Origin of the sequence: Brachybacterium sp. Marseille-Q7125, assembly GCF_023062615.1 — a bacterium.
Lineage (GTDB): Bacteria > Actinomycetota > Actinomycetes > Actinomycetales > Dermabacteraceae > Brachybacterium.
The window spans coordinates 1-22,821 of the sequence record NZ_JALLAL010000033.1; the positions used below are offsets into that span (position 1 = coordinate 1).

The window sequence follows — 22,821 nt, forward strand, 5'->3', positions numbered from 1 at the left end:
CAGCGGTCAACGCGTGTCTCTCGACCGGGCGGCAACACCCCCCGGACCATGAATGGCAGGGCAACAAAGCCATACCCGGCCGAGCGACCAGACCCCCGACCATCGGGGGTGCTCACACGGTAACGGGCGGGGCCATCTGCCGCGTGCTCAGCGCGACAGAGTGTGGGTTCATCACCTCGCGCGGCTAACGGGCCGCCAAGGCACGCCCAGCCTAGGCCAGGGCGCTGCGCGATGAGGTTCTCCTGCCCGAGCTCCAGCGCATCCATGCCGATAACTACAGCGTCTACGGGGTGCGGAAGATGCACCATGCGATGGGGCGCGCTGGCTGGGATGTGGGCCGTGAGGTCGCCCGCCTTATGCGGGCAGCTGGCCTGCAGGGCGTGCGGCGTGGCCGGAAGCTGGTCACCACGCGCTCTGCGCAGGAGCCCGATGCCCGCCCGAACCTCGTAGAGCGGCGCTTCATCGCAGACCGACCGCATCGCCTGTGGGTTGCTGACATGACCTACGTGCGGATCCTCGCCGGGTTCTGCTACGTCGCCTTCATCACTGACGTGTGCACTCGCAAGATCGTCGGATGGGCCGTCTCTTCCACGCTCCACACCGACGGCCTGCCCCTGCTGGCGCTGGAGCACGCACTGCTGACCAGCGGCGCCGTGCGCAGCGAGAGCGGACTGATCCATCACAGCGACCGAGGAGCCCAATACGTTTCCCTGGCGTACTCTGACGCGCTGATCACTGCCGGGGTCACCGCATCGGTCGGCTCGGTCGGAGACTCCTACGACAACGCCCTGGCCGAGGCCGTCAACGGCCTGTTCAAGGCCGAGCTGATCCGCTCCCAGCGGTTCTGGGAGTCCACCCAAGCAGTCGAGATCGCCACCATGGGCTGGGTCCACTGGTGGGACACCGAGCGTCTGCACGAAGCTCTCGGCTACCGCACTCCCGCGGACGTCGAAGCGTCCTACACTCACCCCACGACCACTCACCCCACGACGACCGCGCCCGCGACCGTCTCACCACGGAACAAAACCCAGGGCGCTTCATCCTGCGGCCTGCGGATCTGTGCGGCACGGACTTGAACCGGGCGTCGAACAGCAAGATCGACCGCAACGCCCAGAAGTACCCCATCGACAAGTCCCGCGGCACAGCCGAGAAGTACACCCGACTCACCTGAACGAGCCCAACACTCCAGGCTGTGCCGCCTTCACGGAGCGGCTCGTGCAGCGTCAGCTGACGAGCTTCGCTCCCTTGGTGCGGTTGCAACGCCAGCAGAGCGTCTGAAGATTGCTGGGCTCGCTGAGGCCACCCTTGGACACAGGGATGATGTGGTCGACCTCAAGTAGGAGGTGGGGCTCTTCGGCTACGGAAATCCCGCACTTCATGCAGGCGTGGCCGTCGCGCTCCTTGATCCAGCTGCGCAGCTTCGCCGTCATCAGCGCGCGCTGGCCGGCAGCGGACTTCGCCCAGCGGATCTTCTCTACGAGGGTCTCAGAGATCGCATCGAGCGTCTGGGTGTCGAGGTCGATGCTGTAGGTCTGACCGCTATTGCCACCCGCGGAGGTGTACTGGAACTTGTAGTGCGGGTAGGGCACCTCGATCGGCGAAAGCTCGGCACCGATCAGGCTCCAGAACTCGTCCGAGTAGCGCTTCAAGATGAACTTCGGCGGAGCGATCCGGCCGATGATGTCGGCCTCACGCTCGCTGACGTTGGCGACGGCCTCTTCAAGCCGGGAGATGTCCTGCGCGACGCGCTGCACGTCGGCAAGGGTCTCCTTCGTTGCCTTGATGCCGAAGTACTTCATCAGGTACTTGATCGGCTCCATACTCGCGTTCCGCACGACCTGAAGAGACGCGTTGTGCACGTGCTCGGAGTACTCCGCGACGTTGCGATCGCGGCGGTAGTTCCATTTCGAGGTGTTATCGAATGTGCCGAGATGCGCGTACTTCCCGGTGTCCGAGGATCCGAGCTCGAAGCTGCCCTCGTCGCGGATCTGGGCCACGTACTCGACGACGGCGTTGTGCTCGGCCACGAGCGACTGCACGTCGGCACGGAGCTCCTGGAAGGACTCCGAGTTGAAGTAACGATTCTTCCGGATGCGCCAGACGATCGGGTTCCCGATCAGGACGAGCGCCAGACCGATGAAGAACCCGGGCCCGCCCAGCAAGTTGGTGAGCAGGATCGGCATCAGGATCAACAGCGTGATGAAGAGTGGCTTAGGCATCAAGAGCCCTTTCGGCGAGTGGGTATGGCCCTTCAACGAGGCCTAGACTGAGGATACGGTTCCGGTCTGACACCTGTGCACTTCTCCACCGGATAGGGGCAAAGCGAGAGAGCCTGGCGCGTCGATATCGCCGTGCAGCTCTTGCGCGAGGGGTTGCTCCTGATCGAGTACGACGGCGCGTACTGGCATCGCGGCAAGCAAGAGATCGACCTCCGCAAGACGCAGAGCCTACTCAAGGAAGGGCGTCGGGTGGTGCGGCTTCGCGAACATCGACTGGAGTCGCTTCCGCTCGAGGACAACTATCGGTATCGCGAGCTCACCGTCTACGCGGCTGCACCGGACCCCGCGCGCGTGATGGACCAGATCTCGGCATGGAGCAGAGTCACCACGGCTCCGCCGCCCGCCAAGCCTGCGCCCCCTCCGCCCACTCCTACGGCGTCCGCTGCGTCTCCGCCGAGCCCTGCCACTGTGCGCGCCAGGGTTTGCGTGAATGGGTGCTGATCCCTACGCGCCGTGGCAGCGCGCAACGAACGAGAACACCAACGGGCTGCTGCGCCAGTACTTCCCTAAAGGCAGCGACCTGTCCGGGTTCACGCAGACCGATCTGGACTACGTCGCCGACCATATGAACCGCCGTCCCCGTAGGCGCCTCGAGTTCGCTACCCCATACGAGGTACTCTCCCAGCACCTGTTGCAATGACCCATTGAAACCGCCGCCTGGTCATGCCCGGAAAAGTGCAAAGCGCAGAGGAGCTGGAAGGGGCGGGGGCGGCGCCCGGGGGAGCTTGCGTGCGCGCCCGGGGGAGCTCGCCGCGGGCGCGGCGGGCGTGGGCAGCGCGCGGGAGCGTGCGGACGCCCCCGCTGCCCGCGGTCCCGGGATCAGCGTCCCAGCAGCACCACGTCGCTGCCGGGGTCCAGGCGGTAGCCGGCGCCGCGCACGGTCGAGATCAGCCGACGGAATCGGCCGAGCTTGGCACGCACCCGTCGGACATGCACATCCACGGTCCGCTCGCCGGTGTCCTCGGGCGCCCCGGCCCACACCGTCTCCATCAGCTCGGTGCGGGAGACGGTGCGGCGCGCCTGCCGGGCCAGGGCCGCGAGCAGCTCGAATTCCTTGTAGGTCAGCTCCACGTCCTGCCCGTCGATCCGCACCCGCCGCCCGGTCAGGTCGATGACCAGCGCATCGGCCGGGGCCGACGAGGGGCTGGCGGGGCTCACGGCCGTGAGGGCCAGCGCCCGCAGCCGCGCCGCCTCGGCGTCGCGCCGCGCCGGGGAGGTGGGGGAGACGGTGCCGGCCCGGCGCGGCCGCAGCGGGGTGATCGCCGCAGCGCCCTGGGCGCGGGGCGGCAGCGCCGTGCGACGCTGGCCGGTGCGTCGGGGCGCGGGGGCGCTGTGCGGCGTGTTCACGCTGACGGCGGTGCGGCCGTCGCGCGCGCCGACCAGGCGCTGCGCGGAGGTGCGCAGCTCATCGGCCAGAAGCGCGGCTTCGATGTCGCCGGTGTCCGCGGGCAGGGTGACGGTCAGCGTGATCGTGACATCCGCGCTCGGGGCGGCAGCGCGGGCGGCGGTGCCGTCGGCGCGCGGGGTGACAGTGCGGGCCGTGGTGCGGGAGGCGGTGGTGCGGCTGGCGGTGCGGGCAGTGGTGCGAGTGGCAGTGCGGTCTAGGGTGATGGTCATGATGCGAGCTCTCCGAGATGCGGCGCGCTATGCGCGGCGGATGGTGGTCCCGGGATCCCGGTGGATCGACGCCTGCGGCGGATCGGCGGGGTGTGCTCCCGGCGGCACCTGGAGCCCGCGCCCTCCGGCCGGCTCCTGTCAGCCGACCTCAGAAGGTGCGTGAGCGCTCAGAGGCTCGGCTGACGATGCATCATCGGCATCATCATCATGGACATCATCGAGCGCATGGCGCGGCGGGCCACCCGGCGGGCGGCCTCACGGAGCGATGCGATCGAGGTCATGGCCGGAACTATAGGACGCTGGAGGCCTGGCGAGTAAGCGCGCGTTCACATTCTGGGACGGGGGCGACGTGGAAGGCTGTGGCGCCATGACCGAATGGCACGAGCGGTATCGGCACAATCCCCGCCCGTTTGGAGAGGAGCCCACACCGTTTCTGCGTGAGGTGATGGCAGACCCGGCGGCTCACCGGCTGCCCTCTGGCTCCCTGCGGATTCTGTGCCCCGGGGACGGGTATGGCCGCAATGGTCTGTGGCTGGCGCGGCAGGGGCATTGCGTCGTCGGGTTCGACGTTGTGGATACCGCGGTAACCGATGCGCAGGCTGCAGCACTGGCTGACGATCTGGCCTACGCGGCGGTCGTGGCAGATGCAGCCCGGATTCCGTTTCCCCTGCCCTTCCCGGGGCCGTTCGACCTGGTGGCGCTGATCTGGCTGCGCCTGCCGACCCTCGAAGACCGCCGTGCCTGTGCCGCGGAGTGTGCGCGGCTGCTCCGCCCCGGCGGGGTGGTGATCATCGTGAGCGGGCAACGCGTCACGACTCCGGCAGAGGAGCAGGAGTTGTGGTCCAGTCAGGTTGACTGGGCTGATCACTCCACGGACGAGGAGGTGCGTCTGCTGGGAAGGACCGGACCAGGGGCGTGAGGTGGCCCCGGCGCCGCCTGCCCTCCCGTTAGTCCACGACGCCGAACAGGCGGTCGCCGGCGTCGCCGAGGCCCGGCACGATGTAGCTCTTCTCGTTGAGCTTCGTATCGATCGCGGCGGTGACCACGGTCAGGTCGATCGACGGGTCCAGCTGCTCGTCGATGGCCTTCAGACCCTCCGGCGCGCACAGCAGCGTCACGCAGGTGATGTCCTTCGCGCCGCGCTCGTGCAGGTATTCGCACGCGGCGATGAGGGTGTGGCCGGTGGCGAGCATCGGGTCCAGCACGAAGCACTGCCGGCCCGAGAGGTCCTCCGGCAGGCGGTTCGCGTAGGTGGTGATCTCGAGCGTCTCATCATTGCGGACCATGCCCAAGAACCCGACCTCGGCGGTGGGCAGCAGGGTGGTCAGCCCGTGCAGCATCCCCAGGCCCGCGCGCAGGATCGGCACGACCATCGGCTTGGGGTTGGTCAGCTTGCTGCCGGTCATCGTGGTGACCGGGGTGGTGATCTCCACCGGCGCCACAGCCACGTTGCGGGTCGCCTCGTAGGCGAGCAGGGTGACCAGCTCATCGGCGAGCTGGCGGAACACCGAGGAATGGGTGCTGGCATCGCGCAGCACGGTCAGCTTGTGGTCGACGAGCGGGTGATCGATCTCCAGGACGCGCATGGGCCCGAATCTACCGGAGGTACCCGGGTGCCACGGGGGACTCGTCGCGTCGATGCGGGGTCGATGCCGCTGCGGAGACAATGGGCGCATGAAAGACGACGAGCTCATGGGGCTGGCGCTCGAGCAGGCGCGTGCCGCGGCGGATCGCGAGCCGGCGGATGTTCCCATCGGCGCGGTGGTGGTGGGGGCCGACGGGACGGTGCTCGCCGCGACCGGGAACCGGCGGGAGGCCGATGAGGATCCGACGGCGCATGCCGAGATCCTCGCGCTGCGTGAGGCGGCGCGGGCCACGGGCCGCTGGAACCTCACCGGCTGCACGCTCTACGTCACCCTGGAGCCGTGCACCATGTGCGCGGGCGCGATCGTGTTGGCGCGGATCCAGCGCGTCGTCGTCGGTGCCATGGATCCGAAGGCCGGGGCGACGGGCTCCCTCTATGACCTGGTGCGCGAGCCGCGCCTGAACCATCGCGTGGAGCTCACGACGGGAGTGCGCGAGCAGGAGTGCGGTGACCTGCTGCGGGACTTCTTCCGGGCCCGCCGCAAGCGGTAGAGACCTTCGCGCGGATCTGGTGAGCGGTCAGATCCACCCGTGGCGGCGGGCGATCGCGACGGCCTCGTGCCGGTTCGCGGCCTGCACCTTCGCCTGCGCGGCGGAGAGGTAGTTCCGCACCGTGCCCGGGGCGAGGTGCGCGCGGCGGGCGATCTGCTCGATGCTCGCCCCGTCGGCCGCGAACTCCAGCACATCCGCTTCCCGCGGCGTGAGCGGGGAGTCTCCGGCGGAGATCGTCTCCGCCGCGACCTCCGGGTCGATCGCTCGGCGACCCGCCGCCACGGACCGCACCGCGGCGACGAGCTCTTCGGAGGCCGTGGTTTTGGCGAGGAAGCCCAGCACCCCGATCTCGAGCGCCCGCTTGAGATAGCCGGGACGGGCGTGCGAGGTGAGGATCATGGCGCGTGTTTCCGGGGAGATCTCCGGTAGGCGCGAGCACACCTCGATGCCGTCCCCGTCGGGCAGCTGCAGGTCCACGAGGGCCACGTCCGGTTGATGCTCTTGCAGCGCCGCCACCCCGTCGGCGGCGGTCGACGCCTGCGCGACCACCTCGAGGTCGTCCTCGAGGTCCAGCATCATGGCGAGCGCGGAGCGGATCAGGTTCTCGTCGTCGATCAGCACCACGCGCAGCGGCGCGGCGGGGGTCGGGGTCATGGACGCTCCTCAGACTCAGCGGGCAGGGGCTCGGGGGACGGGGACTCAGTGGACGGGGCCTCGGCGGGCGAAGACTCCGCGGGCGAAGAGTTAGCAGGGACAGGGAAGCCGACGGTCAGTGTCACCTGGTCGCCGTGCCGCTCAGCGCGCAGCTGGCGGCCGGGACCCAGGCGCTCGCGCAGGCCCGTCAGTCCCGTGCCCTCCACGAGCGGCCCGTCGGCCCCTGGCGCGAGCAGTCCATCATTGGTGACCGCTACGCCGTCGGCGCCCAGGTGGATCGTGACGTGGCGGGGTCGGGCGTGGCGCAGCAGGTTCGTGCCCGCCTCGCGCAGCACCCACGCAGCGGCCTCCGCGTGGTCGGCCGGCACGTCCGCGACGTCACCGGTGACTGTCGCATCCACCCCCGCTGAGCGCAGCAGCGACAGGGTGCCGCGCAGCTCCGTCTCCAGATCCGCCTCGCGGTAGCCGCGAGCAAGCGCCCGTACCTCGGCGAGGGAGGACCGGGCGGTGCGGGCGATGCCGCGGGCCTGATCGGCCGTCCGCTCGTCGCCGCGTTCGGCGAGCTTCGCCACCAGCTCTGCGGAGACCGCGATCGCGGAGAGATCCCGCCCCATCACATCGTGCAGGTCCCGGGAGAACCGCAGCCGCTCCTCCGCGAGCGCGAGCTGCGCCTCGATGGTGCGGGCCTCCTCGAGGGCGTGCACCAGCTGCAGCAGCCACAGGGTGGAGCGGGTGATCAGCACGACCGCCAGCAGGGCGGCCAGCAGCGGCAGGGACTCAGCGGGCCGGACCCCGGCGAGGCTCAGCACCGCCGCCGCCCCGACCGTCACCGGCACGCTCATCCACCGGCGCAGGGCGGACAGCGGCCCGCTCACCCCGAGCACCATGATGCCGAGCACCCACAGCCACTCCGCCCGCCCGGTACCGGTCGGCAGCACCAGGGCGAGCGCTGCCACGCTCGGCAGCACCGTGGCCAGCATCGGGAGCCATCGCAGGTGCCCGCCAACCCGCTCCCGATCCACCACCAGGTACACCGCGATCGCGGTGGCGAGGGTCTGGACCAGCAGCAGTGCGAGAGCCGCCCCCGGATGGTCCGGCTCCGCGCCCAGCACCCGCTCCAGCGTGCTCAGCTGCACGAAGGGGATCACCACCAGCACGGACAGCACGAGCGAGACCATCGTGTAGCGGTAGAAGGTGGTCCAGCTGCGCGACGGGGCGGTGGTGCGCGGCGCGGATGACGCCGGGGACGTAGACGGCGTCGGCGTCGGGCTGGCCGAGGGTGGAGAGGTCATCGGGGACATCGTTCCATGGGGACGGAGGTATGCGAGGTGGACGGGACGGCAGGGGTACGGCCGATGCATCCCCGTCGGCCCCACCCCTGCCCGCTGAGCGGCTGCCCGCCGCTCAGCCGCGCGGCTCCCAGCGGAAGGAGCGCAGCACCTGCCACATGCCCAGTCCGATCCACGCCACCAGGATGATCAGCGACTTCACCAGGTCCCCGTCCTCGCCGAGCCACGCCATCCGGATCAGCTCCACCATCGGGGCAGTGGGCACGTAGGCGATCAGGCGCTGAGCGAGCTCCGGCAGCATCTCCACCGGCAGGGCGGCGCCGGCGCCGATCACCGCGAGGGTCATGAACGGCAGGCACGTCACCTGCACGGACTCGACGGTGCGGGAGATGTTCGCGGTCAGCAGCGCGAACGGCACCATCACCAGCGCCCCCAGCAGCAGGGCCAGGGCCAGCAGCAGCGGGTTCTGCGGCAGCGGGAGGTCCAGCAGCGGGATCGCGATTGCGGTCATGAGGGTGATCATCACCGCCGCGATCGCCAGCGACGGCACCGCGGCCGCCCCGAGGATCTCCAGGTCCCGGGCCTCACCGGTGCGCAGGCGTTTGAGCACATGGGCCTGGCGTCGGGCCACATAGGTGGACAGCAGCGTGTAGAACACGACGAACAGCAGCGCGAAGATGTACATCGTCCCCAGCGACGTGGCGAGGGCTTCCGGCCCCGCTCCGGCGTTCTTCACCGGCAGCATCATCAGCGGCACGAACAGCGGCGTGATCACGGCCATCACCATCTGCATGCGGTTGCGCAGCAGCAGGGCGAGCTCCGCGCGGGCCAGGCCCAGGATGCGCGGGGCGCGGCGGGGGATCAGGTCGCTGGGGCGGGTGGTCTCGCGGGTGGTGTCCAAGGTGGTCATCACGGTCTCCTTCGGGCAGTGGGGTCAGGTGGTCTCAGGGGGCCGACGGGGGTGAGAGCCCCGGGCCCAGCGGCCGAGCTGCAGCGGCTCAGGTGTCTTCGCCGGCGATCTCGAGGAACACGCTCTCGAGGCTGGCCGCGCGGGCGCTGAGGTTCTCCAGCTCGAGGCAGTGCTGGGCGGCCCAGTCGAGCAGGGCGCTGAGGTCGCGCTGCAGGTCCGGGGTGGACAGCTCGAGGGAAGCGCCGGTGCGGGTGAGCGTGCCCGCAAAGGCCGGCAGCGCCGCAGCCCCGTCGGCCCCCTGCGGGAGGGTGCAGCGAATGTGCGCGGGATGCCCGGCGACGATCTGCGCGAGCGTGCCCTCGCGGACGATCTCGCCCTGGTGCATGATTGCGATCCGGTCCGCGAGCTCCTCCGCCTCGGAGAGGTAGTGGGTGGTCAGCACGATGGTGGTGCCGCGCTCGCGCAGCGCAGTGATCAGCCGCCAGGTGCGGGCCCGGGACTCCGGATCCAGGCCCGTGCTGGGCTCATCGAGGAACAGCAGCTCCGGCTCGCCGGCGATCGCGCACGCCAGGTCCAGGCGCCGAACCTCACCACCGGAGAGGCTGGAGATCCGGGTGCGGGCCCGATGGGCGAGGTCCACATCGGCCAGCACCTCATCCACCGGGCGGTGGCGCGTCATGGTCGCGCACCACATGGCGAGCGCTTCCCGGGCGGTGAGGTCCTCGGGGAAGCCGCCGCTTTGCAGCATGAGGCCCTGGCGGGGCCGCACCTGATCGCGGGCGGTGTGCGGGTTCTGCCCGAATACCTCCACCGTCCCCGCGGTGGGAGCGGCGATGCCCTCGAGCACCTCCAGGGTGGAGGTCTTGCCGGCGCCGTTGGTGCCCAGCAGCGCGAACAGCTCGCCGCGGCGCACTTGAAGGTCGATGCCGTCCACGGCCAGGTGGGCGTTGCGGCCGCGGCCGTAGCGTCGGGTGAGGCCGGTGGCCCGCAGGATCACCTCGCCGCGGTCGGACGCCGCCGCGTTGTTGCGGGCCGACGGGGTGGTCTCGTGAGCCGACGGGAGCGCGGCGGTCCGGTCGGGGCGGTTCTGCTCGGGCGTGGTCGTCTGCGTCATGGCTCCACTTTCGTGGCCCGCGGCGATCCGCTGTAGAGCGTGATGTCATGAGCGCGCGGGAGGAATCCACGGCCCGGGGATGACATCTGTCATGTCGGTGCTGTCGTCGGGCCCCGTCGGCCCTGCCGAGGTGACCCCCGGCACAGGAAAACCCCCAGCTCAGCCCCAATGTGACGATCTGTGAACGCGCGGAGCCCCCCGCCTGCTCCCCGGTGCTTCACTGCCGGATGTGATCAGACTCGACGGCCTCACCAAGACCTTCCCCGCCCCCGGCGGGGGAGAGTCCGTCACTGCGCTCGATGGGATCGACCTGCACCTGGCCCCCGGGCAGGTCCACGGCATCGTGGGTCGCTCCGGGGCGGGGAAGTCCACGCTGATCCGCTGCCTCACCGGGCTTGAGAAGCCCACCAGCGGACGGGTGGAGATCGACGGCACCGACATCGCCGCGCTGGATGGTGCGGCCCTGCGTCAGGCGCGGCGCAACATCGGCATGGTGTTCCAGCACGCCAACCTGCTGGATTCCCGCACCGCCGCGCAGAACATCGCCCATCCGCTCGAGATCGCCGGGGTGCCCCGCCGCGAACGGGCCCGCCGCGTCGCCGAACTCGTGCAGCTCGTGGGACTCGAGGGCCGGGAGCATAACCATCCCGCGCAGCTGTCCGGCGGGCAGATCCAGCGCGTCGGCATCGCCCGCGGCCTCGCCGCCGAGCCGAAGGTGCTGCTGTGCGATGAGCCGACCAGCGCCCTGGACGGCGCGACCACCCGCCAGATCCTCCGCCTCATCGCCGACCTGCGGGAACGCCTCGGCATCACCGTCGTGATCATCACCCATGAGATGGCTGTGGTGCGCGCGGTCTGCGACACCGTGACCCTGCTGCGGAACGGACGCGTGGCCCAGAGCGGCACCCTGCTGGAGGTGGCGTCGGACCCGCACGGCGAGCTCGCCCCCGAGCTGATCCCCCTGCCGCCCGCGCCCACCGGCATCTCCGCCGTAGTGGTCAACTGCGACTACGGCGCGAGCCCCCGCGTCCACTCCGCTCAGGACCTCGTGGACATCGCCGCGACCTACGAGGCCGACGCGGAGATCGTCGCCGGGACGATCGAGACCATCGCCGGGGTGCAGGTGGGCCGCGTGCAGCTCGCCCTGCGCAACCGCGACGCCACCCCCATCTCCCGCCCCGGCCTCGAGCGCTACCTCGATGAACTGCGCGAAGCCGGCGTCGTCGCCACCGAGCAGGGTGCGCAGGGCAGCGCGCAGGTCGCGGAGATGGCCCCCGCGCAGCGCACCCCCGCTCCGAGCACCCCCGCCACCGAAGGGAGCGATGCCTGATGGACACCCTGCTGGACTGGCTGCGCGAGGCCGCCCAGAACCGCGCCTTCACCCAGTGGCGGGGCGGGATCTGGCAGTCCACCCTCGTGACCCTCTACATGTCGTTGATCACGATGCTCATCACCGTCGCCATCGGGACGCCGCTCGGGATCTGGCTGTTCCGCCTGGACAGCGCCGCCACCGCCGTCGGTCGCGGATTCGCCCAGGTGGTGGGCTTCGTCGTGAACGTCGTGCGGTCCTTCCCGTTCTTCGTGCTGCTGATCGTGCTGATCCCCGTCTCACAGGCCATCGTCGGCCGCTCCACCGGCGCGAACGCCGCCCTCATCGCGCTGGCGATCTCCGCGATCCCCTTCTTCGCCCGCCTCGTGGAGACGAACCTGCGGGAGATCCCCGCCGGGAAGATCGAGGCAGTCGAGATGATGGGCGCCACCCGCGCCCAGGTGACCCGCCAGGTGCTGCTGCCCGAGGCACTGCCCGGCCTCATCAGCTCCATCACCACCACCATGATCGCGGTGATCGGCTACACCACCATGGTCGGCTCGATCAACGGCGGAGGCCTCGGGCAGCTCGCCTACAACCGCGGCTACATCAGCTACCAGACTGAGGTGCTCATCGCCACCGTCGTGATCCTCGTGGTCATCGTCGTGGTGGTGCAGACGCTCGGCTCCGTCCTCTCCCGCGCCGTCGACCACCGCGCCCGGAGCCGCTGAGCGCATCGGCCCGTTGGCCCGCTGTGCCCGTTGGTCCGTCAACCCCGTCGGCCCGACGCCCGGAGCCAGCCGCGCCGAGCCCCCGTCGGCTCGCTCCCGTCGTCCGTTCCCGTCCCACCTCGACCTCTTTCTCCCGCCCCACCTCGCCCGCTACCCATGAAGGAGACACCATGACCACCCCCGCGCGCCTCAACCGTCGGACCCTGCTCGCCGCCGGCGGTACCGCCGCTGCCCTCGCGCTCGCCGCCTGCGGCGGGGACGAGGCCACCGGCCCCACCGAGAACAGCGACGGCACCACCACCCTGCGCGTGGGCGCCACCCCGCTGCCGCACGCCGAAATCCTCCAGTTCGTGGCCGATGAGCTCGCCGCGGACGCCGGACTCGCGCTCGAGATCGAGGAGTACACCGACTACCAGATCCCCAATCGCGTGCTGGCCGACGGGGAGATCGACGCGAACTTCTTCCAGCACGTTCCGTTCCTCGAGCAGCAGATCGAGGAGAAGGGCTACGAGCTGAGCCGCTTCGAGGGCATCCACATCGAGCCGATGGGCGTGTTCTCCGAGTCGCTCGGCTCCCTCGAGGAGCTGCAGGACGGCGACGAGGTGGCGCTGCCCAACGATCCCACCAACCGCGGTCGAGCCATCGCGCTGCTGGCCGCGGAGGGTCTGCTCGCGCTCGCCGACGGGGTGGAGCCGGTGGATGCGACCTTCGATGACATCGCCGAGAACCCCCTGAACCTCACGCTGACCGAGCTGGATGCGGCGGTCATCGGCCGCACCCTGGGGGACTTCGCCGCCGCCGTCATCAACGGCAACTACGCGATCGAGGCCGGGCTCAGCCCCGCGGAGGACGCGCTCGTTCTTGAATCCGGGCAGGACAACCCGTACGCGAACATCCTCGCGGTGCGCAGCGAGAATGCCGAGGACGAGGCGATCGTGAAGCTCGATGAGCTGCTGCACTCCCCGGAGGTCGCCGCGTTCATCGAAGAGACCTACGCCGACGGGTCCGTGATCCCCGCGTTCTGAGGCGCGGGGCGCGGCTGCGCCGTGCCGGGCCGGGCCGCGTCGGCTGGGGCATGACCGCGTCAGGGCGGGCCGCGTCGGCCGGGGCAGCGTCTACTACCCCGCGCCACGCCGAGTGTTCTGCGCCGAGAGCACCGATCTGTGCCAGTTCTGGCACGTATCGGTGGTTTCGAGCTGTGGGGATGGCGTGTTGGTACGGCCTGCCGGGCTGACGTGGAACCGCCCGCTGAAGTGAGCGCGCCGCGGATATCCTCGCCCTATGCCCCTCGCCACGATCGCGGATCTCCGCGCCGCCCGTCGGGTCCTGTTCCACGGGGTCACCGGCTCCGGGAAGTCCACCGCCGCCACGCGGCTCGGGGAGACGCTGGACCTGCCGGTCACCCTCGTCGATGAGGAGATCGGCTGGCTGCCAGGCTGGATCAACCGGGAGACGGCTGAGCAGGACCAGCTCGCCGACGCCATCACCGCGCAGCCCGTCTGGGTGCTGGACTCCGCGTACAGCTCCTATCGGCCACTGGTCATGGAGCGCGCCGACGTGATCGTCGGCCTGGACTACCCGCGCCTGCTGACCCTCGCCCGCCTGCTGCGGCGCACGATCTCCCGCATCGTGCGCCGCACCCCGACGTGCAACGGCAACGTGGAGACCTGGGGGCGGACGCTGGGCAAGGACTCGATCATCCGCTGGCACTTCCGGACCTTCGCCCGCAAGCGCGCCTGGCTGCGCGAGCAGATCGCGGCGGACGAGGGAACCCCCGTGCTGTGGGTGCGCCACCCCCGCCAGTGGGAGGCCGTGCTGCGCGCGCTGCGCTGAGGGCAAGCTCAGGGCAGCAGGAGCGTGTGGTCTGGGTAGGTCGCTGCGAGAGCCCTGTCGAGGGTGACGAGCTGAACTCCGTGATGTGCCGCGAGAGCGACAAGGTATGCATCGGTGGCCTGAGGGTGCCCATGCAGAGACGCGAGGTCGAGGCTGCGGTATGAGATCTCGTCCGGCCAGAATATCCAGCGCGGAGCCCGGTGGAGGGCATCGAGTATCGCCTGCACCGTTGTTCCGCTCTCACCGAGACGCAGCAGGGTCCTGACCAGCGCTCCCTCCGTGATCGGGCACAGCGCCATCAGATCTGCGGTGCGCGACCATTCGAGCGCGTGCCGGTGATGCTCATGCTCCGCGAGCGTCAGGGCGATGAGGGCGCTGGCATCCAGCAGATATGCCGTCGGCATCACGCATCCTCGTCGATCAGATCTGCCACCTGATCTGTGGTGATGCGCCGCCCGATGCTGATCGACGGCGTGCCGGTCTCCGGATCGATCATCAGCTCCACCGGGCTGTCCTCCTGCGCCAACCCGCGCACGACGAGGTCGCTCACGACGGCCGAGAGGGAGCTGCGCCGTGCCTCGGCGAGTTCGCTGACACGGCGGTGGACTGCAGGGGGAAGCGTGACCGTGGTGCGCATGCGTGCATCATAGGTGATGCAGGAGTGATGCAGGGGGCTTGCAGGGGTTTCCGGGCGTCATCGGGCAGTGGGAGGCCGTGGCTGCGCGCGCTGGGCACTGGGAGCGGGGCGCCCCGCCTCGGCCGCGCCCCGCCTCAGCCGCGCCCCGACCCGCCTCAGACCAGCTCCGTCGCCCCGATCTGGTCGAGCAGCCAGGCCAGCTCATCGGCCCGCTGCTCCCACTTGGCATACCGACCCGAGCGACCACCGTGCCCGGCGACCATCTCGCAGCGGAACACGATGGGCCGCTCCGCCTGATCGCTCGTGACCGTCTCGCGCAGGCGCGCCACCCACTTCGCCGGCTCCACGAAGAACACGCGCGTGTCGTTCAGCGAGGTCGAGGCAAAGATCGCCGGGTACTCGACGGCGCGGATGTTCTCGTACGGCGAGTACTCCTTCATGTACGCGTACACCTCGGGATCGTGCAGCGGATCGCCCCACTCTTCCCATTCGCCGACGGTCAGCGGCAGCGAAGGATCCAGGATCGTGGTCAGCGCATCGACGAACGGCACCCCGGCGATGATCGCCCGGAACAGCTCCGGGGCGAGGTTCGTGATCGCGCCCATCAGCAGCCCGCCAGCGCTGCGGCCCTCCGCGGAGAGCCGGTCCGGCGCCACCCAGCCGGTGTCGATGAGGTGGCGGGCGCTGTCCACGAAGTCGGTGAAGGTGTTCTTCTTCTGCAGCAGCTTGCCGTGCTCGTACCAGGGCCGGCCCATCTCGCCGCCGCCGCGGATATGCGCGATCGCGACCACCAGCCCGCGGTCCAGCAGGGACAGCCGCGTTGCCCCGAAGGACGGGTCCATCGACGCCTCATAGGAGCCGTAGCCGTACAGGTAGCCGGGGTTCGTGCCATCGGCCGTGACGTCCTTGCGGTGCATCACCGACAGCGGGATGCGGGTGCCGTCGGCCGCGGTCGCCCACTCGCGCCGCTCCACATACAGCGACGGGTCGAAGTTCGGCACCTCGGTGCGCTTGAGGATGATCGGCTCCCCGCCGGCCATCGGCACCTCCGCCACGGTGGGCGGGGTGAGCAGGCTGGTCAGCTGGTAGCGCAGCCGCGTCTGGTCCCAGTTCGGGCTGGCATCGGCCCACACGGTGTCCAGCTCCCCGCCGTGGGAGATGTCCCAGGCAGCGCCGACGTCGATCGACCCGTCGGCGCGGCGCGGGAACACGCGCACCGAGGCGAGACCGCCCGTGCGCAGCTCCAGCACGATCGCCTGCGCGAACGCCTCCACGGATTCGAAGCGCTCACCCTCTGCCGCGGCCACCACCTCGCGCCAAGCCGCAGGGTCATCCAGCGGTGCCTCGGCGAGAGCGAAGCCGACGTTCCCGTCGTTGTGCACGATGACCAGGCGGTCCCCGGCATGGTCCAGGTCGTACTCGACGCCCTGCCGTCGGCCGCCCGCCGAGACCGGCTCGCCCGTCGGATCGGTGAGGTCGAGGATCCAGTACTCGCTCGTGGTGGTGGAGGCAGCGCCGATGATCAGGGTCGATCCGTCGCGCGAAGGCGCCAGGCCGATCGTGAACTTCTCGTCGGTCTCCTCGATGACCAGCACATCCTCCGCGGCGTCGGAGCCGATGCGGTGGCGCCAGATCTGGTGCTGCCGCCACGCCTCGTCCACCCGGGTGTAGAACAGCCACTGCTGATCGGGGGAGAAGGCGAGCCCGTAACCGGCGCCGGTCACCGCCTGGTCGATCACCTCGCCGCTGCCCAGGTCCTTGATCTCGAGCGCGAAACGCTCATCCCCGGCCACATCCACCGCGTAGGCCAGCAGGTCATGCTGCGGGGAGGGACGGAAACCGCCGAGGGAGAAGAAGTCCTGACCAGAGGCCATGGCCTGCGCATCGAGGATCACCTCCTCGCCGTCCAGGAGCACACCGGGCTCGAGCGCAGGCGGCAGCGGGTCGGTGTTGTCGTCCGACGGGGGCTGCACGGGCAGGCGCGTGAATTTCGGGTAGTCATCGCCCTCGGTGGTGCGGGTGATGTACCACCAGTCGCCGCGGCGCACCGGGACCGACAGATCCGTCTCCTGGGTGTGGCCGACGAACTCCTTGACGAGCTGCTCTCGCAGACCCTCCAGGTGGGCGGTACGGGCGTCGGCGTAGGCGTTCTCTGCCTCCAGGTGGGCGATGACCTCCGGATCGGTCTTGTCGCGCATCCACTCGTACGGATCCACGACGGTATCGCCGTGGTGCGTGCGCTCGGTGGGGCGCTGGACGGGCGTGGGGGCGGCAGGCAGCTCGGCAGTCATGGGCGCGAGCCTACTGGGATGCGGTCTCAGTTGGTGCTCGGCGCGGCGGCGTTGGGGCGAACACCCGGGCCGATGCTGAGGGCAGAGGTGCCGTGGCCGCCCGTGACGTCCCTCGCGTCGGCACGGAATCGGTTTGAACGCCGAGTGGCCGCCCGGTTACCCTTATCGGCGGTAGCGTGTCCGAGCGGCCGAAGGTGCATCACTCGAAATGATGTGTACGGTAACCCCGTACCGCGGGTTCAAATCCCGCCGCTACCGCTCCTGACCTGGGGTTTCGCCCCGGTCGACGAAGGCCCCCGTCAAGCATGGCGGGGGCCTTCGTGCATCGGCTCTGATCGTCGGTGAGGGGCAGCGGCCGACCGGGTGCCGCTCAGGCGCGCCAGGCGCATCGAGTGCACCGGGCGAACCGGGCGGCGCAGACGGCTCAGGCGAACTCCGCGTCGAGATCCTTCTCCAGCAGCACCGCGAGATGATCGAGCGCTTCCTCGGCTCCTTCGCCCTCGGCGCGCAGCGTCACCTCATCGCCGTGATTCACGTTGAGGGTCAGCAGCATGAGGATGCTGGAGGCCCGCACCGCATTGCCCTCGGCGGTCTCGATTGTGACCAGGACGGGCTGTTCGCTCGCGGCCTGCGAGAACAGGGCGGCGGGCCGGGCATGCAAGCCGCTCGCGCTGGCGACCTTCACGGTACGTGCGGGCATGGATGCGAGCCTTTCTCGACGGGATCGCCCCCAGGGTAACGGGAGCGGCCTGCACCGCGCAGTTCACGCGGTGATCGCCGTGCGTTCACCGTCGGTTCGGCGACCGCGAGACATAAATGACAACTGCCCGGAAGTGCTCGTGGGCCGATGCTGCCCGCCGTTACCGTGAGCGTCATCGTCAGGGGTGGCGGGAGGCCGATGGGTGCGGCAGGCACGCGGGCGGGGCCGTGCTCAGCGCGCCCCGCCCACCACGCCAGGGCTGTTGTAGCCGGACATGCCGGCGCCACGCGCCCCATCCACGCGGGGCCCGAGCGACGCCCGCCCCGCATCGGTGCGCTCGAACCAGGCGATCATGTCCGGTCCCGGCGTGGAACCGCCCAGGGCCACCCAGGTCGCCCCGATGTGCTCGATGACCTGCGGCAGCTCCAAGGTCCAGGGGGTGAACACGCCGCGGTCGACCCAGCCGGCCCGCAGCTCGCCGCGGCTGAGCAGCCGGGCCAGCAGCAGTGGGCCGCGCCGCTCGAACTCCTCCTCATCCAGCGCCCCGGCCGCGGTGAGCACCTCCACCACATCCCCGGGATGCAGGACGCGTCCCTCCGCCCGCTCCAGCAGCCGCAGCTCCGGACCGCTCGGACGGGAGGCCGCATGCTCGGCCAAGCGCTCGGGGCTGGCGTGGACGGGCGGCCCCGGCGGCACCGCATGCACCTCACCCTTGGGCGCCACCTGCAGCAGCGCCCCGCGCGGACCCTCCACCTGCCAGGGCGCCACGGTGGACAGTGTGAGCGGCCCGGCCGGACCGTGCAGCACCAGGCGCAGCGTCCCATCGCCGAACATCTCCGCGCCCTGAATGCGGGTTCCCACCACGCGCGCATCCCGCAGCGTCACCGCGAGCGAGCCGGGATCTTCCGCCGCGAGCGCGGGAGCATCCAGGCGCTGGATCCGCGAATGCACCACCCAGCCGCGACCGGTCACGGTCCATGTTCCACGCGCCGCGACACGCGTATGGATCACGGTCTGACCAGTGAGCTCGGCCAGCAGCGGGTGAGGAGTAGGCTGATCCGCGGACCCCATCGCCCCCAGACCTGACAGGAATGAACGCATGCGCTCATCCTGTCAGAGCGCCGCCGTCGTGCCATGGTGGAGGGATCCGCATCCGCCCCGACGATCCACGGAGTGAACCACCGCCGATGTCCTCTCCCACCCGGGCTCCTGACCCCCGTCCGGCCCGCACTCGGGCTGCGATCTACACCGCGGCCCGCGAGCTGAGCAGCGCCGATGGCGAGGTGACCGTCAATGCGCTCACCCGCCGCGCAGGCATCAGCCGCGCTGCCTTCTACAGTCACTTCTCCGGCCTGGATGAGCTGATCGGCCAGATGCTGCACGACATGTTCCAGACCGTGTGGGAAGAGGGGGCGGCGATGCACCGTGGCGTCGCGAGCCCCCACGAGCGCGTCCGCAGCGCCACCGCCGTGGTCGTCGCCTACGTCGAGCAGCACCGCACCTTCCTGCTGGGCGCCCTGGATTGGAAGTTCTCCCACCGCACCTTCCTGGCCCTGATCGAGATGATCTCCGTGCGGCACCGGCATGCCTTCGACGCCCTGGGGGAGGGCCTCCCCTCCGAGGTCGACCGAATGGTCGCCTCGGATGCCTTCGCCGGCAGCCAGCTGAGCCTGATCATCCGCTGGCTGGACCGCAGCGAGCATGTCGTGGCCGACGGCGGCGAGCCCGATGCGGCAGCGCTTTTGGAGAGCACCCTGCGCTGCTGGCCCACCTGGTACACGGGCCTGCAGCCGGGCGATGACTTCGATGCCCGCGGTCTGCTGGAGGCGGCGCACCGTGTGCTCGCCGAGCAGCGTGAGCAGGCTCAGGACTGAGGTCGGGATGCGCCCGCTGGATGCCCTGCGCGATCGCCTGGACGGGGCAGGCTCGGCTCGCGCCGCGGTGATCTCCGACGTGCGGGAGGTGCTGCCGGGCATCCCGCGCAGCGCCGATGCGCAGCGGCTCATCCGCCACGCGCACCGCCTGGTGCTCGAGGCCGCCTGTCACGAGTTCGCCCGCGAAGGCACCCCGCTCGTGGATCTGCCCGATGGCTGGGGCCGTGCCGAGCTGCGCAGCGCCGATATCCCCGCTGATCCGGGGTTCACCGCCTTCGTGGAGGACGTCATCGCGGCGCTGCACATCGCCCCGTCGGACCTCGCCGCCGATGACGCCGCCGCCCTGCTGACCAGCAGCTACGCGGCCGATGACTACGGTCTCTCGCTCGAGGCGAGCGCGGATCTGGCCTGCTTCATCCTCTCCCGCGCCTGGCTGCTCGAGGGCATCGAACGGACGCAGGCCCTCGAGGCGCCGCTGCCGCAGCTGCCCGCCCACAGCGCCGAAGTGCCGCACGATGAGCAGGAGTTCTTCGCCGCCCAGGCCGAGCAGATCCCGGCCCTCGTGCGCGAGCGTCTGCAGCGCCTGGTCAGCGCGCCGCTCGAGTTGCGCCGGGCCCTCGAGCGGCATGAGCAGATCGAATCCGGGCAGCTCGCGGCCCGCCACGGCGTGACGTCGGGAGTGGGGGAGGAGCCGATCAGCCGCAGCCTGCGCGAAGACCTCACGGGCCGGGCGCAGGAGGCGCTGCGCCGCGCCCGCAGCGACGCCGGCCGTACCGCCGCCGCACTGCTGCGCGAGAGCGCCGAACGCGCCGCCCGGCATCGCCGCAGCGGCCGCTGAGGCTCAGCCCGCCGCGACGCCCGCCTTCTCGCGCAGCTGCCGCTTGATGCGTGCGAGCATCCCCGCCATGCCGTTCAGCCGCAGCGGGCTGACCACCTCGGCGAGCCCCAGCTCATGGGTCACCGACTCCGGGGTGTCCAGCACCTCGCCGACGCTGCGGCCATCGAGCGCCTCCGCGAGGATCGCCGCGAAACCGCGCGTGGTCGGCGCCTCCTCGGGGGCGGAGAAGAACAGCTGCGCGGTCGCATCCCTGCCCTCGCCCTCCACCTCGGTGATGAGGAAGATCGGGGACTGGCACTCCGGCACCGGCTCCAGCAGCTCGGGATGATCGGCGTACCGCTCGGGCAGCTGGGGCAGCTCGCGGGAGAACTCCAGCAGCAGCTGCAGACGGTCCCGCCCGGTCAGGGCATGGAAATCTTCGGCGATCTCGGCGAAGGCCGGGGGCAGCTGATCGGTGCTCATCGGCTCGGCACCTCCCCGGGCTCCTCGCCGTGGACGATCGGCAGACGCACGCCATTGCCCCACTCGGTCCAGGAGCCGTCGTAGTTGCGCACCGCATCGAAGCCCAGCAGGTAGGTGAGGACGAACCAGGTGTGGCTCGACCGCTCACCGATGCGGCAGTACACGATGGTGGGCTCCGACGGCTCATAGCCCAGCTCCGTCTGGTAGATCTGCTCGAGCTCGGCGCGCGGCTTGAAGCGCCCGTCCTCCTGGGCGGCGCGCGCCCACGGCACGGACCGGGCGGTGGGGATGTGGCCGCCGCGCAGCGTGCCCTCCTGCGGGTAGTCCGGCATGTGGGTGCGCTCGCCGGTGTACTCCTGGGGGGAGCGCACGTCGATCAGCGGCCCGCCGAGGTGCTCGAGCACGTCCTCGCGGAAGGCCCGCTGCGGGGCGTCCACCCGCTCCACCACGGGGTAGCCGCTGGTGGGGGCGGGGATGCCAGCATCGGACGTGGTCATCTCGCGGCCCTCGGCCTGCCAGGCGGCGCGCCCGCCGTCCAGCAGCCGCACATCCGGGTGGCCGAACAGCTCGAACACCCACAGCGCGTAGGCGGCCCACCAGTTGGACTTGTCGCCGTAGATCACGACGGTGGTCTCGCGCGTGATGCCGGAGCGGTCCATGAGCGCGGCGAAGCCCTCGCCGTCCACGTAGTCGCGGGTCACGGGATCGTTGAGATCCAGATGCCAGTCGATCTTCACGGCGCCGGGGATGTGCCCGGTCTCGTACAGCAGGACGTCCTCATCGGACTCCACCACCACCAGGCCCTCGGCGCCCAGGTTCTCCGCCAGCCAGTCGGTGGTCACCAGCTTCTCGGGATGCGCGTACTCCTGCAGGGCCGGGCTCGGATCAGCGGGGATGGTCATCAGCTCACCTCTCGATGGTCGGGAACCCCTCCAGTGTGTCACCTGCCGCGGGGGCGTGCCGACGAGGGTGCCGGGCGGGCGCGGCAGGGGCTCGGTGCGGGACGGCCTCAGCTCTCGTACGGCGCGAATCCCGCGCGGATCCCGTCGGCCCCGTACCCGCCGACGAGCAGCACCTGCAGCAGCAGGCGCGCCGCATGCGGGGTGAGGCGCCCGGACATCACGACGCCGCTGCGGATGAGGTCCACTTCGCTGCCGGGGTAGTCGTAGTGGTGGGTGGAGGTGCCGCCGTGGGAGATGCGCGTGGCGACCACCACCGGCACTCCCGCGGCGATGAGGGCCCGCAGCCGCGGCATCATGTCCGCGGCTACATGCCCGAGCCCGACCCCGGCGATGACCAGGCCATCCAGGCTCCCCGGGGCGAGGGCATCCAGCAGGGCGCCCTCCTCGCCGAGGCCCGCGTGCAGCACCGGCACCCGCGGCAGCTGGTCCGGCAGCTCGGTCAGCAGGGGAGTGTGGCGTGCGGCGACGGGCCGATACAGCAGGTCCACGTCCTCGCGCGCCACGAGTCCCACGGGGCCAGAGGGGATCGAGGCGAAGGCGTCCACCGAGCGGGAGCTGACCTTCGTAACGCGGTCGGCCAGATGCACCTGGGCATCGAACACCACGAGCACCCCGAGCCCGCGCGCACCCGGCGCGGCGGCGGTGCGCACGGCATCGCGCAGGTTGGCGGGCCCGTCGGCCCCCGGGGCGTTCGAGGGGCGCATCGCGCCGGTGAGCACGAGCGGCGCCTCCCGGTCCCACAGCAGGTCCAGCAGGAAGGCGGACTCCTCGAGGGTGTCGGTGCCGTGGGTGAGCACCACCCCGGCCGCGCCGTCATCCACGGCGGTGCGGGCGGCCCTGAGCGCGCGGGACAGGTGGGCGGGGGTGACCGACGGGGAGCCGATGTTCGCGAGCTCCTCATGGTCCACGGCCACGTCGTCCACGAGCGTGCGGGTGAGATTCTCGGGGGCGTGGTCACCGGGGGTGGCGCGCAGCCCGGTGGCGTCCTGCTGCATGAAGATCGTCCCGCCCAGGGACAGCAGCGCCACCCGGGCGCGCGGGGCCGCGGGGGAGAGGTCAGGGGAGGTCAGCTCCATGGCGCCATCATGGCAGGTGCGGGGTGGTGGCTCGCTCTCATCCAGCTCGGAGACGATCTGCACGGCTGGCTTCGACCTCGGCGTCGAGGAACTCCACCAGGCGGTCTTC

At 70.6% G+C, this 22,821-nt stretch carries 23 protein-coding genes, 1 tRNA gene and 2 pseudogenes; 11 read left to right on the top strand and 15 right to left on the bottom strand.

From position 1 onward, the window contains the following. Positions 1-131: 131 nt before the first annotated feature. Positions 132-953, top strand: a pseudogene (locus MU407_RS09290) (IS3 family transposase); the annotation flags it as partial. A 270-nt stretch (positions 954-1,223) separates the two neighbouring features. Here the strand turns inward: MU407_RS09290 and MU407_RS09295 are convergent. Next, positions 1,224-2,219 (bottom strand): HNH endonuclease signature motif containing protein, encoded by a 996-nt coding sequence (locus MU407_RS09295; RefSeq protein ID WP_246956852.1) that lies wholly within the window; start codon positions 2,217-2,219, stop codon positions 1,224-1,226. A 496-nt stretch (positions 2,220-2,715) separates the two neighbouring features. Here MU407_RS09295 and MU407_RS09300 point away from each other — a divergent pair. Beyond that, positions 2,716-2,919: pseudogene (locus tag MU407_RS09300) on the top strand (IS30 family transposase); the annotation flags it as partial. 179 nt (positions 2,920-3,098) lie between these two features. Here MU407_RS09300 and MU407_RS09305 read toward each other — a convergent pair. Further along, positions 3,099-3,896 (bottom strand): winged helix-turn-helix domain-containing protein, encoded by a 798-nt coding sequence (locus tag MU407_RS09305; protein WP_246956854.1) that lies wholly within the window; start codon positions 3,894-3,896, stop codon positions 3,099-3,101. Positions 3,897-4,263: 367 nt separating this feature from the next. Here MU407_RS09305 and MU407_RS09310 point away from each other — a divergent pair, with 367 nt between their 5' ends. Then, entirely contained in the window at positions 4,264-4,815 is a 552-nt protein-coding gene (locus MU407_RS09310) for a methyltransferase domain-containing protein (protein ID WP_246956855.1), read from the top strand. 28 nt (positions 4,816-4,843) lie between these two features. Here MU407_RS09310 and upp read toward each other — a convergent pair whose 3' ends face one another. Continuing rightward, positions 4,844-5,482 (bottom strand): uracil phosphoribosyltransferase, encoded by a 639-nt coding sequence (gene upp / locus MU407_RS09315; RefSeq protein WP_102236823.1) that lies wholly within the window; start codon positions 5,480-5,482, stop codon positions 4,844-4,846. Positions 5,483-5,570: 88 nt separating this feature from the next. Between upp and tadA the strand changes: the two genes are divergently transcribed. After that, on the top strand, positions 5,571-6,032 hold the full coding sequence (tadA, locus tag MU407_RS09320; RefSeq protein ID WP_246956856.1) for a tRNA adenosine(34) deaminase TadA: 462 nt from the start codon (positions 5,571-5,573) through the stop codon (positions 6,030-6,032). A gap of 27 nt (positions 6,033-6,059) precedes the next feature. Here the strand turns inward: tadA and MU407_RS09325 are convergent, their stop codons facing one another. The 4 genes from MU407_RS09325 to MU407_RS09340 form a co-directional block, all read right to left on the bottom strand. Next, positions 6,060-6,686, bottom strand: coding sequence for a response regulator transcription factor (locus MU407_RS09325; protein WP_102236825.1), 627 nt, complete (start codon positions 6,684-6,686; stop codon positions 6,060-6,062). Then, positions 6,683-7,978 carry a histidine kinase gene (locus tag MU407_RS09330; protein ID WP_246956857.1) on the bottom strand — a complete coding sequence of 432 codons (1,296 nt, stop codon included), beginning with the start codon at positions 7,976-7,978 and terminating at the stop codon, positions 6,683-6,685. The genes MU407_RS09325 and MU407_RS09330 overlap by 4 nt, the downstream gene beginning before the upstream one ends. A 112-nt stretch (positions 7,979-8,090) precedes the next feature. Next, complete coding sequence (locus MU407_RS09335) at positions 8,091-8,885, bottom strand: ABC transporter permease (protein WP_246956858.1); 795 nt, start codon at positions 8,883-8,885, stop codon at positions 8,091-8,093. Positions 8,886-8,973: 88 nt separating this feature from the next. Further along, entirely contained in the window at positions 8,974-9,999 is a 1,026-nt protein-coding gene (locus tag MU407_RS09340; protein ID WP_246956859.1) for an ABC transporter ATP-binding protein, read from the bottom strand. A 229-nt stretch (positions 10,000-10,228) separates the two neighbouring features. On the opposite strand from MU407_RS09340, the gene MU407_RS09345 reads away from it, so the two are divergent. From MU407_RS09345 to MU407_RS09360, 4 genes are all read left to right on the top strand, one after another. Further along, a complete protein-coding gene (locus tag MU407_RS09345) occupies positions 10,229-11,329 on the top strand; it encodes an ATP-binding cassette domain-containing protein (protein ID WP_246956860.1) in 1,101 nt (366 codons plus the stop codon). Next, positions 11,329-12,039, top strand: coding sequence for a methionine ABC transporter permease (locus MU407_RS09350; RefSeq protein ID WP_246956861.1), 711 nt, complete (start codon positions 11,329-11,331; stop codon positions 12,037-12,039). The genes MU407_RS09345 and MU407_RS09350 overlap by 1 nt, the downstream gene beginning before the upstream one ends. Positions 12,040-12,209: 170 nt before the next feature. Beyond that, positions 12,210-13,064: a MetQ/NlpA family ABC transporter substrate-binding protein gene (locus MU407_RS09355; RefSeq protein WP_246956863.1), complete on the top strand. Its 855-nt coding sequence runs from the start codon at positions 12,210-12,212 to the stop codon at positions 13,062-13,064. 256 nt (positions 13,065-13,320) lie between these two features. After that, positions 13,321-13,872 (top strand): adenylate kinase, encoded by a 552-nt coding sequence (locus MU407_RS09360; RefSeq protein WP_102236832.1) that lies wholly within the window; start codon positions 13,321-13,323, stop codon positions 13,870-13,872. 8 nt (positions 13,873-13,880) lie between these two features. Here the strand turns inward: MU407_RS09360 and MU407_RS09365 are convergent, their stop codons facing one another. The 3 genes from MU407_RS09365 to MU407_RS09375 all read right to left on the bottom strand — a co-directional run bounded on the left by MU407_RS09365 (position 13,881) and on the right by MU407_RS09375 (position 16,800). After that, a complete protein-coding gene (locus MU407_RS09365; protein WP_246956864.1) occupies positions 13,881-14,276 on the bottom strand; it encodes a PIN domain-containing protein in 396 nt (131 codons plus the stop codon). Continuing rightward, a complete protein-coding gene (locus MU407_RS09370; protein WP_246956865.1) occupies positions 14,276-14,509 on the bottom strand; it encodes a CopG family transcriptional regulator in 234 nt (77 codons plus the stop codon). Before MU407_RS09370 ends, MU407_RS09365 begins: the two co-directional genes overlap by 1 nt. 155 nt (positions 14,510-14,664) lie before the next feature. Further along, positions 14,665-16,800, bottom strand: coding sequence for a S9 family peptidase (locus MU407_RS09375; RefSeq protein WP_246956866.1), 2,136 nt, complete (start codon positions 16,798-16,800; stop codon positions 14,665-14,667). Between the two features lie 170 nt (positions 16,801-16,970). Here MU407_RS09375 and MU407_RS09380 point away from each other — a divergent pair. Further along, a tRNA-Ser gene (locus MU407_RS09380) sits at positions 16,971-17,058 on the top strand. A gap of 166 nt (positions 17,059-17,224) precedes the next feature. Here the strand turns inward: MU407_RS09380 and MU407_RS09385 are convergent. Together MU407_RS09385 and MU407_RS09390 are read right to left on the bottom strand one after the other, a co-directional pair. Then, the gene (locus MU407_RS09385) at positions 17,225-17,500 is read right to left on the bottom strand and encodes an HPr family phosphocarrier protein (RefSeq protein WP_246956867.1); all 276 of its coding nucleotides are present in this window, start codon (positions 17,498-17,500) and stop codon (positions 17,225-17,227) included. Positions 17,501-17,731: 231 nt separating this feature from the next. Continuing rightward, on the bottom strand, positions 17,732-18,601 hold the full coding sequence (locus MU407_RS09390; RefSeq protein ID WP_246956868.1) for a hypothetical protein: 870 nt from the start codon (positions 18,599-18,601) through the stop codon (positions 17,732-17,734). An 86-nt stretch (positions 18,602-18,687) separates the two neighbouring features. Here MU407_RS09390 and MU407_RS09395 point away from each other — a divergent pair, with 86 nt between their 5' ends. Together MU407_RS09395 and MU407_RS09400 are read left to right on the top strand one after the other, a co-directional pair. Continuing rightward, positions 18,688-19,374 carry a TetR/AcrR family transcriptional regulator gene (locus tag MU407_RS09395; RefSeq protein WP_246956869.1) on the top strand — a complete coding sequence of 229 codons (687 nt, stop codon included), beginning with the start codon at positions 18,688-18,690 and terminating at the stop codon, positions 19,372-19,374. A 7-nt stretch (positions 19,375-19,381) separates the two neighbouring features. Then, the gene (locus MU407_RS09400) at positions 19,382-20,212 is read left to right on the top strand and encodes a hypothetical protein (protein ID WP_246956870.1); all 831 of its coding nucleotides are present in this window, start codon (positions 19,382-19,384) and stop codon (positions 20,210-20,212) included. A 3-nt stretch (positions 20,213-20,215) separates the two neighbouring features. Here the strand turns inward: MU407_RS09400 and MU407_RS09405 are convergent, their stop codons facing one another. From MU407_RS09405 to MU407_RS09415, 3 genes are all read right to left on the bottom strand, one after another. Next, entirely contained in the window at positions 20,216-20,674 is a 459-nt protein-coding gene (locus MU407_RS09405; protein WP_102236840.1) for a SufE family protein, read from the bottom strand. Continuing rightward, on the bottom strand, positions 20,671-21,576 hold the full coding sequence (locus MU407_RS09410) for a sulfurtransferase (protein WP_246956872.1): 906 nt from the start codon (positions 21,574-21,576) through the stop codon (positions 20,671-20,673). Before MU407_RS09410 ends, MU407_RS09405 begins: the two co-directional genes overlap by 4 nt. 107 nt (positions 21,577-21,683) lie before the next feature. Further along, positions 21,684-22,712: an asparaginase gene (locus tag MU407_RS09415; protein WP_246956874.1), complete on the bottom strand. Its 1,029-nt coding sequence runs from the start codon at positions 22,710-22,712 to the stop codon at positions 21,684-21,686. Positions 22,713-22,821: the final 109 nt, after the last annotated feature.

Excerpts from the sequence above, each read along its gene's own strand:
- MU407_RS09295 (WP_246956852.1), bottom strand. The coding sequence starts at position 2,219 with ATGCCTAAGCCACTCTTCATCACGCTGTTGATCCTGATGCCGATCCTG.
- MU407_RS09305 (WP_246956854.1), bottom strand. The coding sequence starts at position 3,896 with ATGACCATCACCCTAGACCGCACTGCCACTCGCACCACTGCCCGCACC.
- MU407_RS09310 (WP_246956855.1), top strand. The coding sequence starts at position 4,264 with ATGACCGAATGGCACGAGCGGTATCGGCACAATCCCCGCCCGTTTGGA.
- upp (WP_102236823.1), bottom strand. The coding sequence starts at position 5,482 with ATGCGCGTCCTGGAGATCGATCACCCGCTCGTCGACCACAAGCTGACC.
- tadA (WP_246956856.1), top strand. The coding sequence starts at position 5,571 with ATGAAAGACGACGAGCTCATGGGGCTGGCGCTCGAGCAGGCGCGTGCC.
- MU407_RS09325 (WP_102236825.1), bottom strand. The coding sequence starts at position 6,686 with ATGACCCCGACCCCCGCCGCGCCGCTGCGCGTGGTGCTGATCGACGAC.
- MU407_RS09330 (WP_246956857.1), bottom strand. The coding sequence starts at position 7,978 with ATGACCTCTCCACCCTCGGCCAGCCCGACGCCGACGCCGTCTACGTCC.
- MU407_RS09335 (WP_246956858.1), bottom strand. The coding sequence starts at position 8,885 with ATGACCACCTTGGACACCACCCGCGAGACCACCCGCCCCAGCGACCTG.
- MU407_RS09340 (WP_246956859.1), bottom strand. The coding sequence starts at position 9,999 with ATGACGCAGACGACCACGCCCGAGCAGAACCGCCCCGACCGGACCGCC.
- MU407_RS09350 (WP_246956861.1), top strand. The coding sequence starts at position 11,329 with ATGGACACCCTGCTGGACTGGCTGCGCGAGGCCGCCCAGAACCGCGCC.
- MU407_RS09355 (WP_246956863.1), top strand. The coding sequence starts at position 12,210 with ATGACCACCCCCGCGCGCCTCAACCGTCGGACCCTGCTCGCCGCCGGC.
- MU407_RS09360 (WP_102236832.1), top strand. The coding sequence starts at position 13,321 with ATGCCCCTCGCCACGATCGCGGATCTCCGCGCCGCCCGTCGGGTCCTG.
- MU407_RS09365 (WP_246956864.1), bottom strand. The coding sequence starts at position 14,276 with ATGCCGACGGCATATCTGCTGGATGCCAGCGCCCTCATCGCCCTGACG.
- MU407_RS09370 (WP_246956865.1), bottom strand. The coding sequence starts at position 14,509 with ATGCGCACCACGGTCACGCTTCCCCCTGCAGTCCACCGCCGTGTCAGC.
- MU407_RS09375 (WP_246956866.1), bottom strand. The coding sequence starts at position 16,800 with ATGACTGCCGAGCTGCCTGCCGCCCCCACGCCCGTCCAGCGCCCCACC.
- MU407_RS09385 (WP_246956867.1), bottom strand. The coding sequence starts at position 17,500 with ATGCCCGCACGTACCGTGAAGGTCGCCAGCGCGAGCGGCTTGCATGCC.
- MU407_RS09390 (WP_246956868.1), bottom strand. The coding sequence starts at position 18,601 with ATGCGTTCATTCCTGTCAGGTCTGGGGGCGATGGGGTCCGCGGATCAG.
- MU407_RS09395 (WP_246956869.1), top strand. The coding sequence starts at position 18,688 with ATGTCCTCTCCCACCCGGGCTCCTGACCCCCGTCCGGCCCGCACTCGG.
- MU407_RS09400 (WP_246956870.1), top strand. The coding sequence starts at position 19,382 with ATGCGCCCGCTGGATGCCCTGCGCGATCGCCTGGACGGGGCAGGCTCG.
- MU407_RS09405 (WP_102236840.1), bottom strand. The coding sequence starts at position 20,674 with ATGAGCACCGATCAGCTGCCCCCGGCCTTCGCCGAGATCGCCGAAGAT.
- MU407_RS09410 (WP_246956872.1), bottom strand. The coding sequence starts at position 21,576 with ATGACCATCCCCGCTGATCCGAGCCCGGCCCTGCAGGAGTACGCGCAT.
- MU407_RS09415 (WP_246956874.1), bottom strand. The coding sequence starts at position 22,712 with ATGGAGCTGACCTCCCCTGACCTCTCCCCCGCGGCCCCGCGCGCCCGG.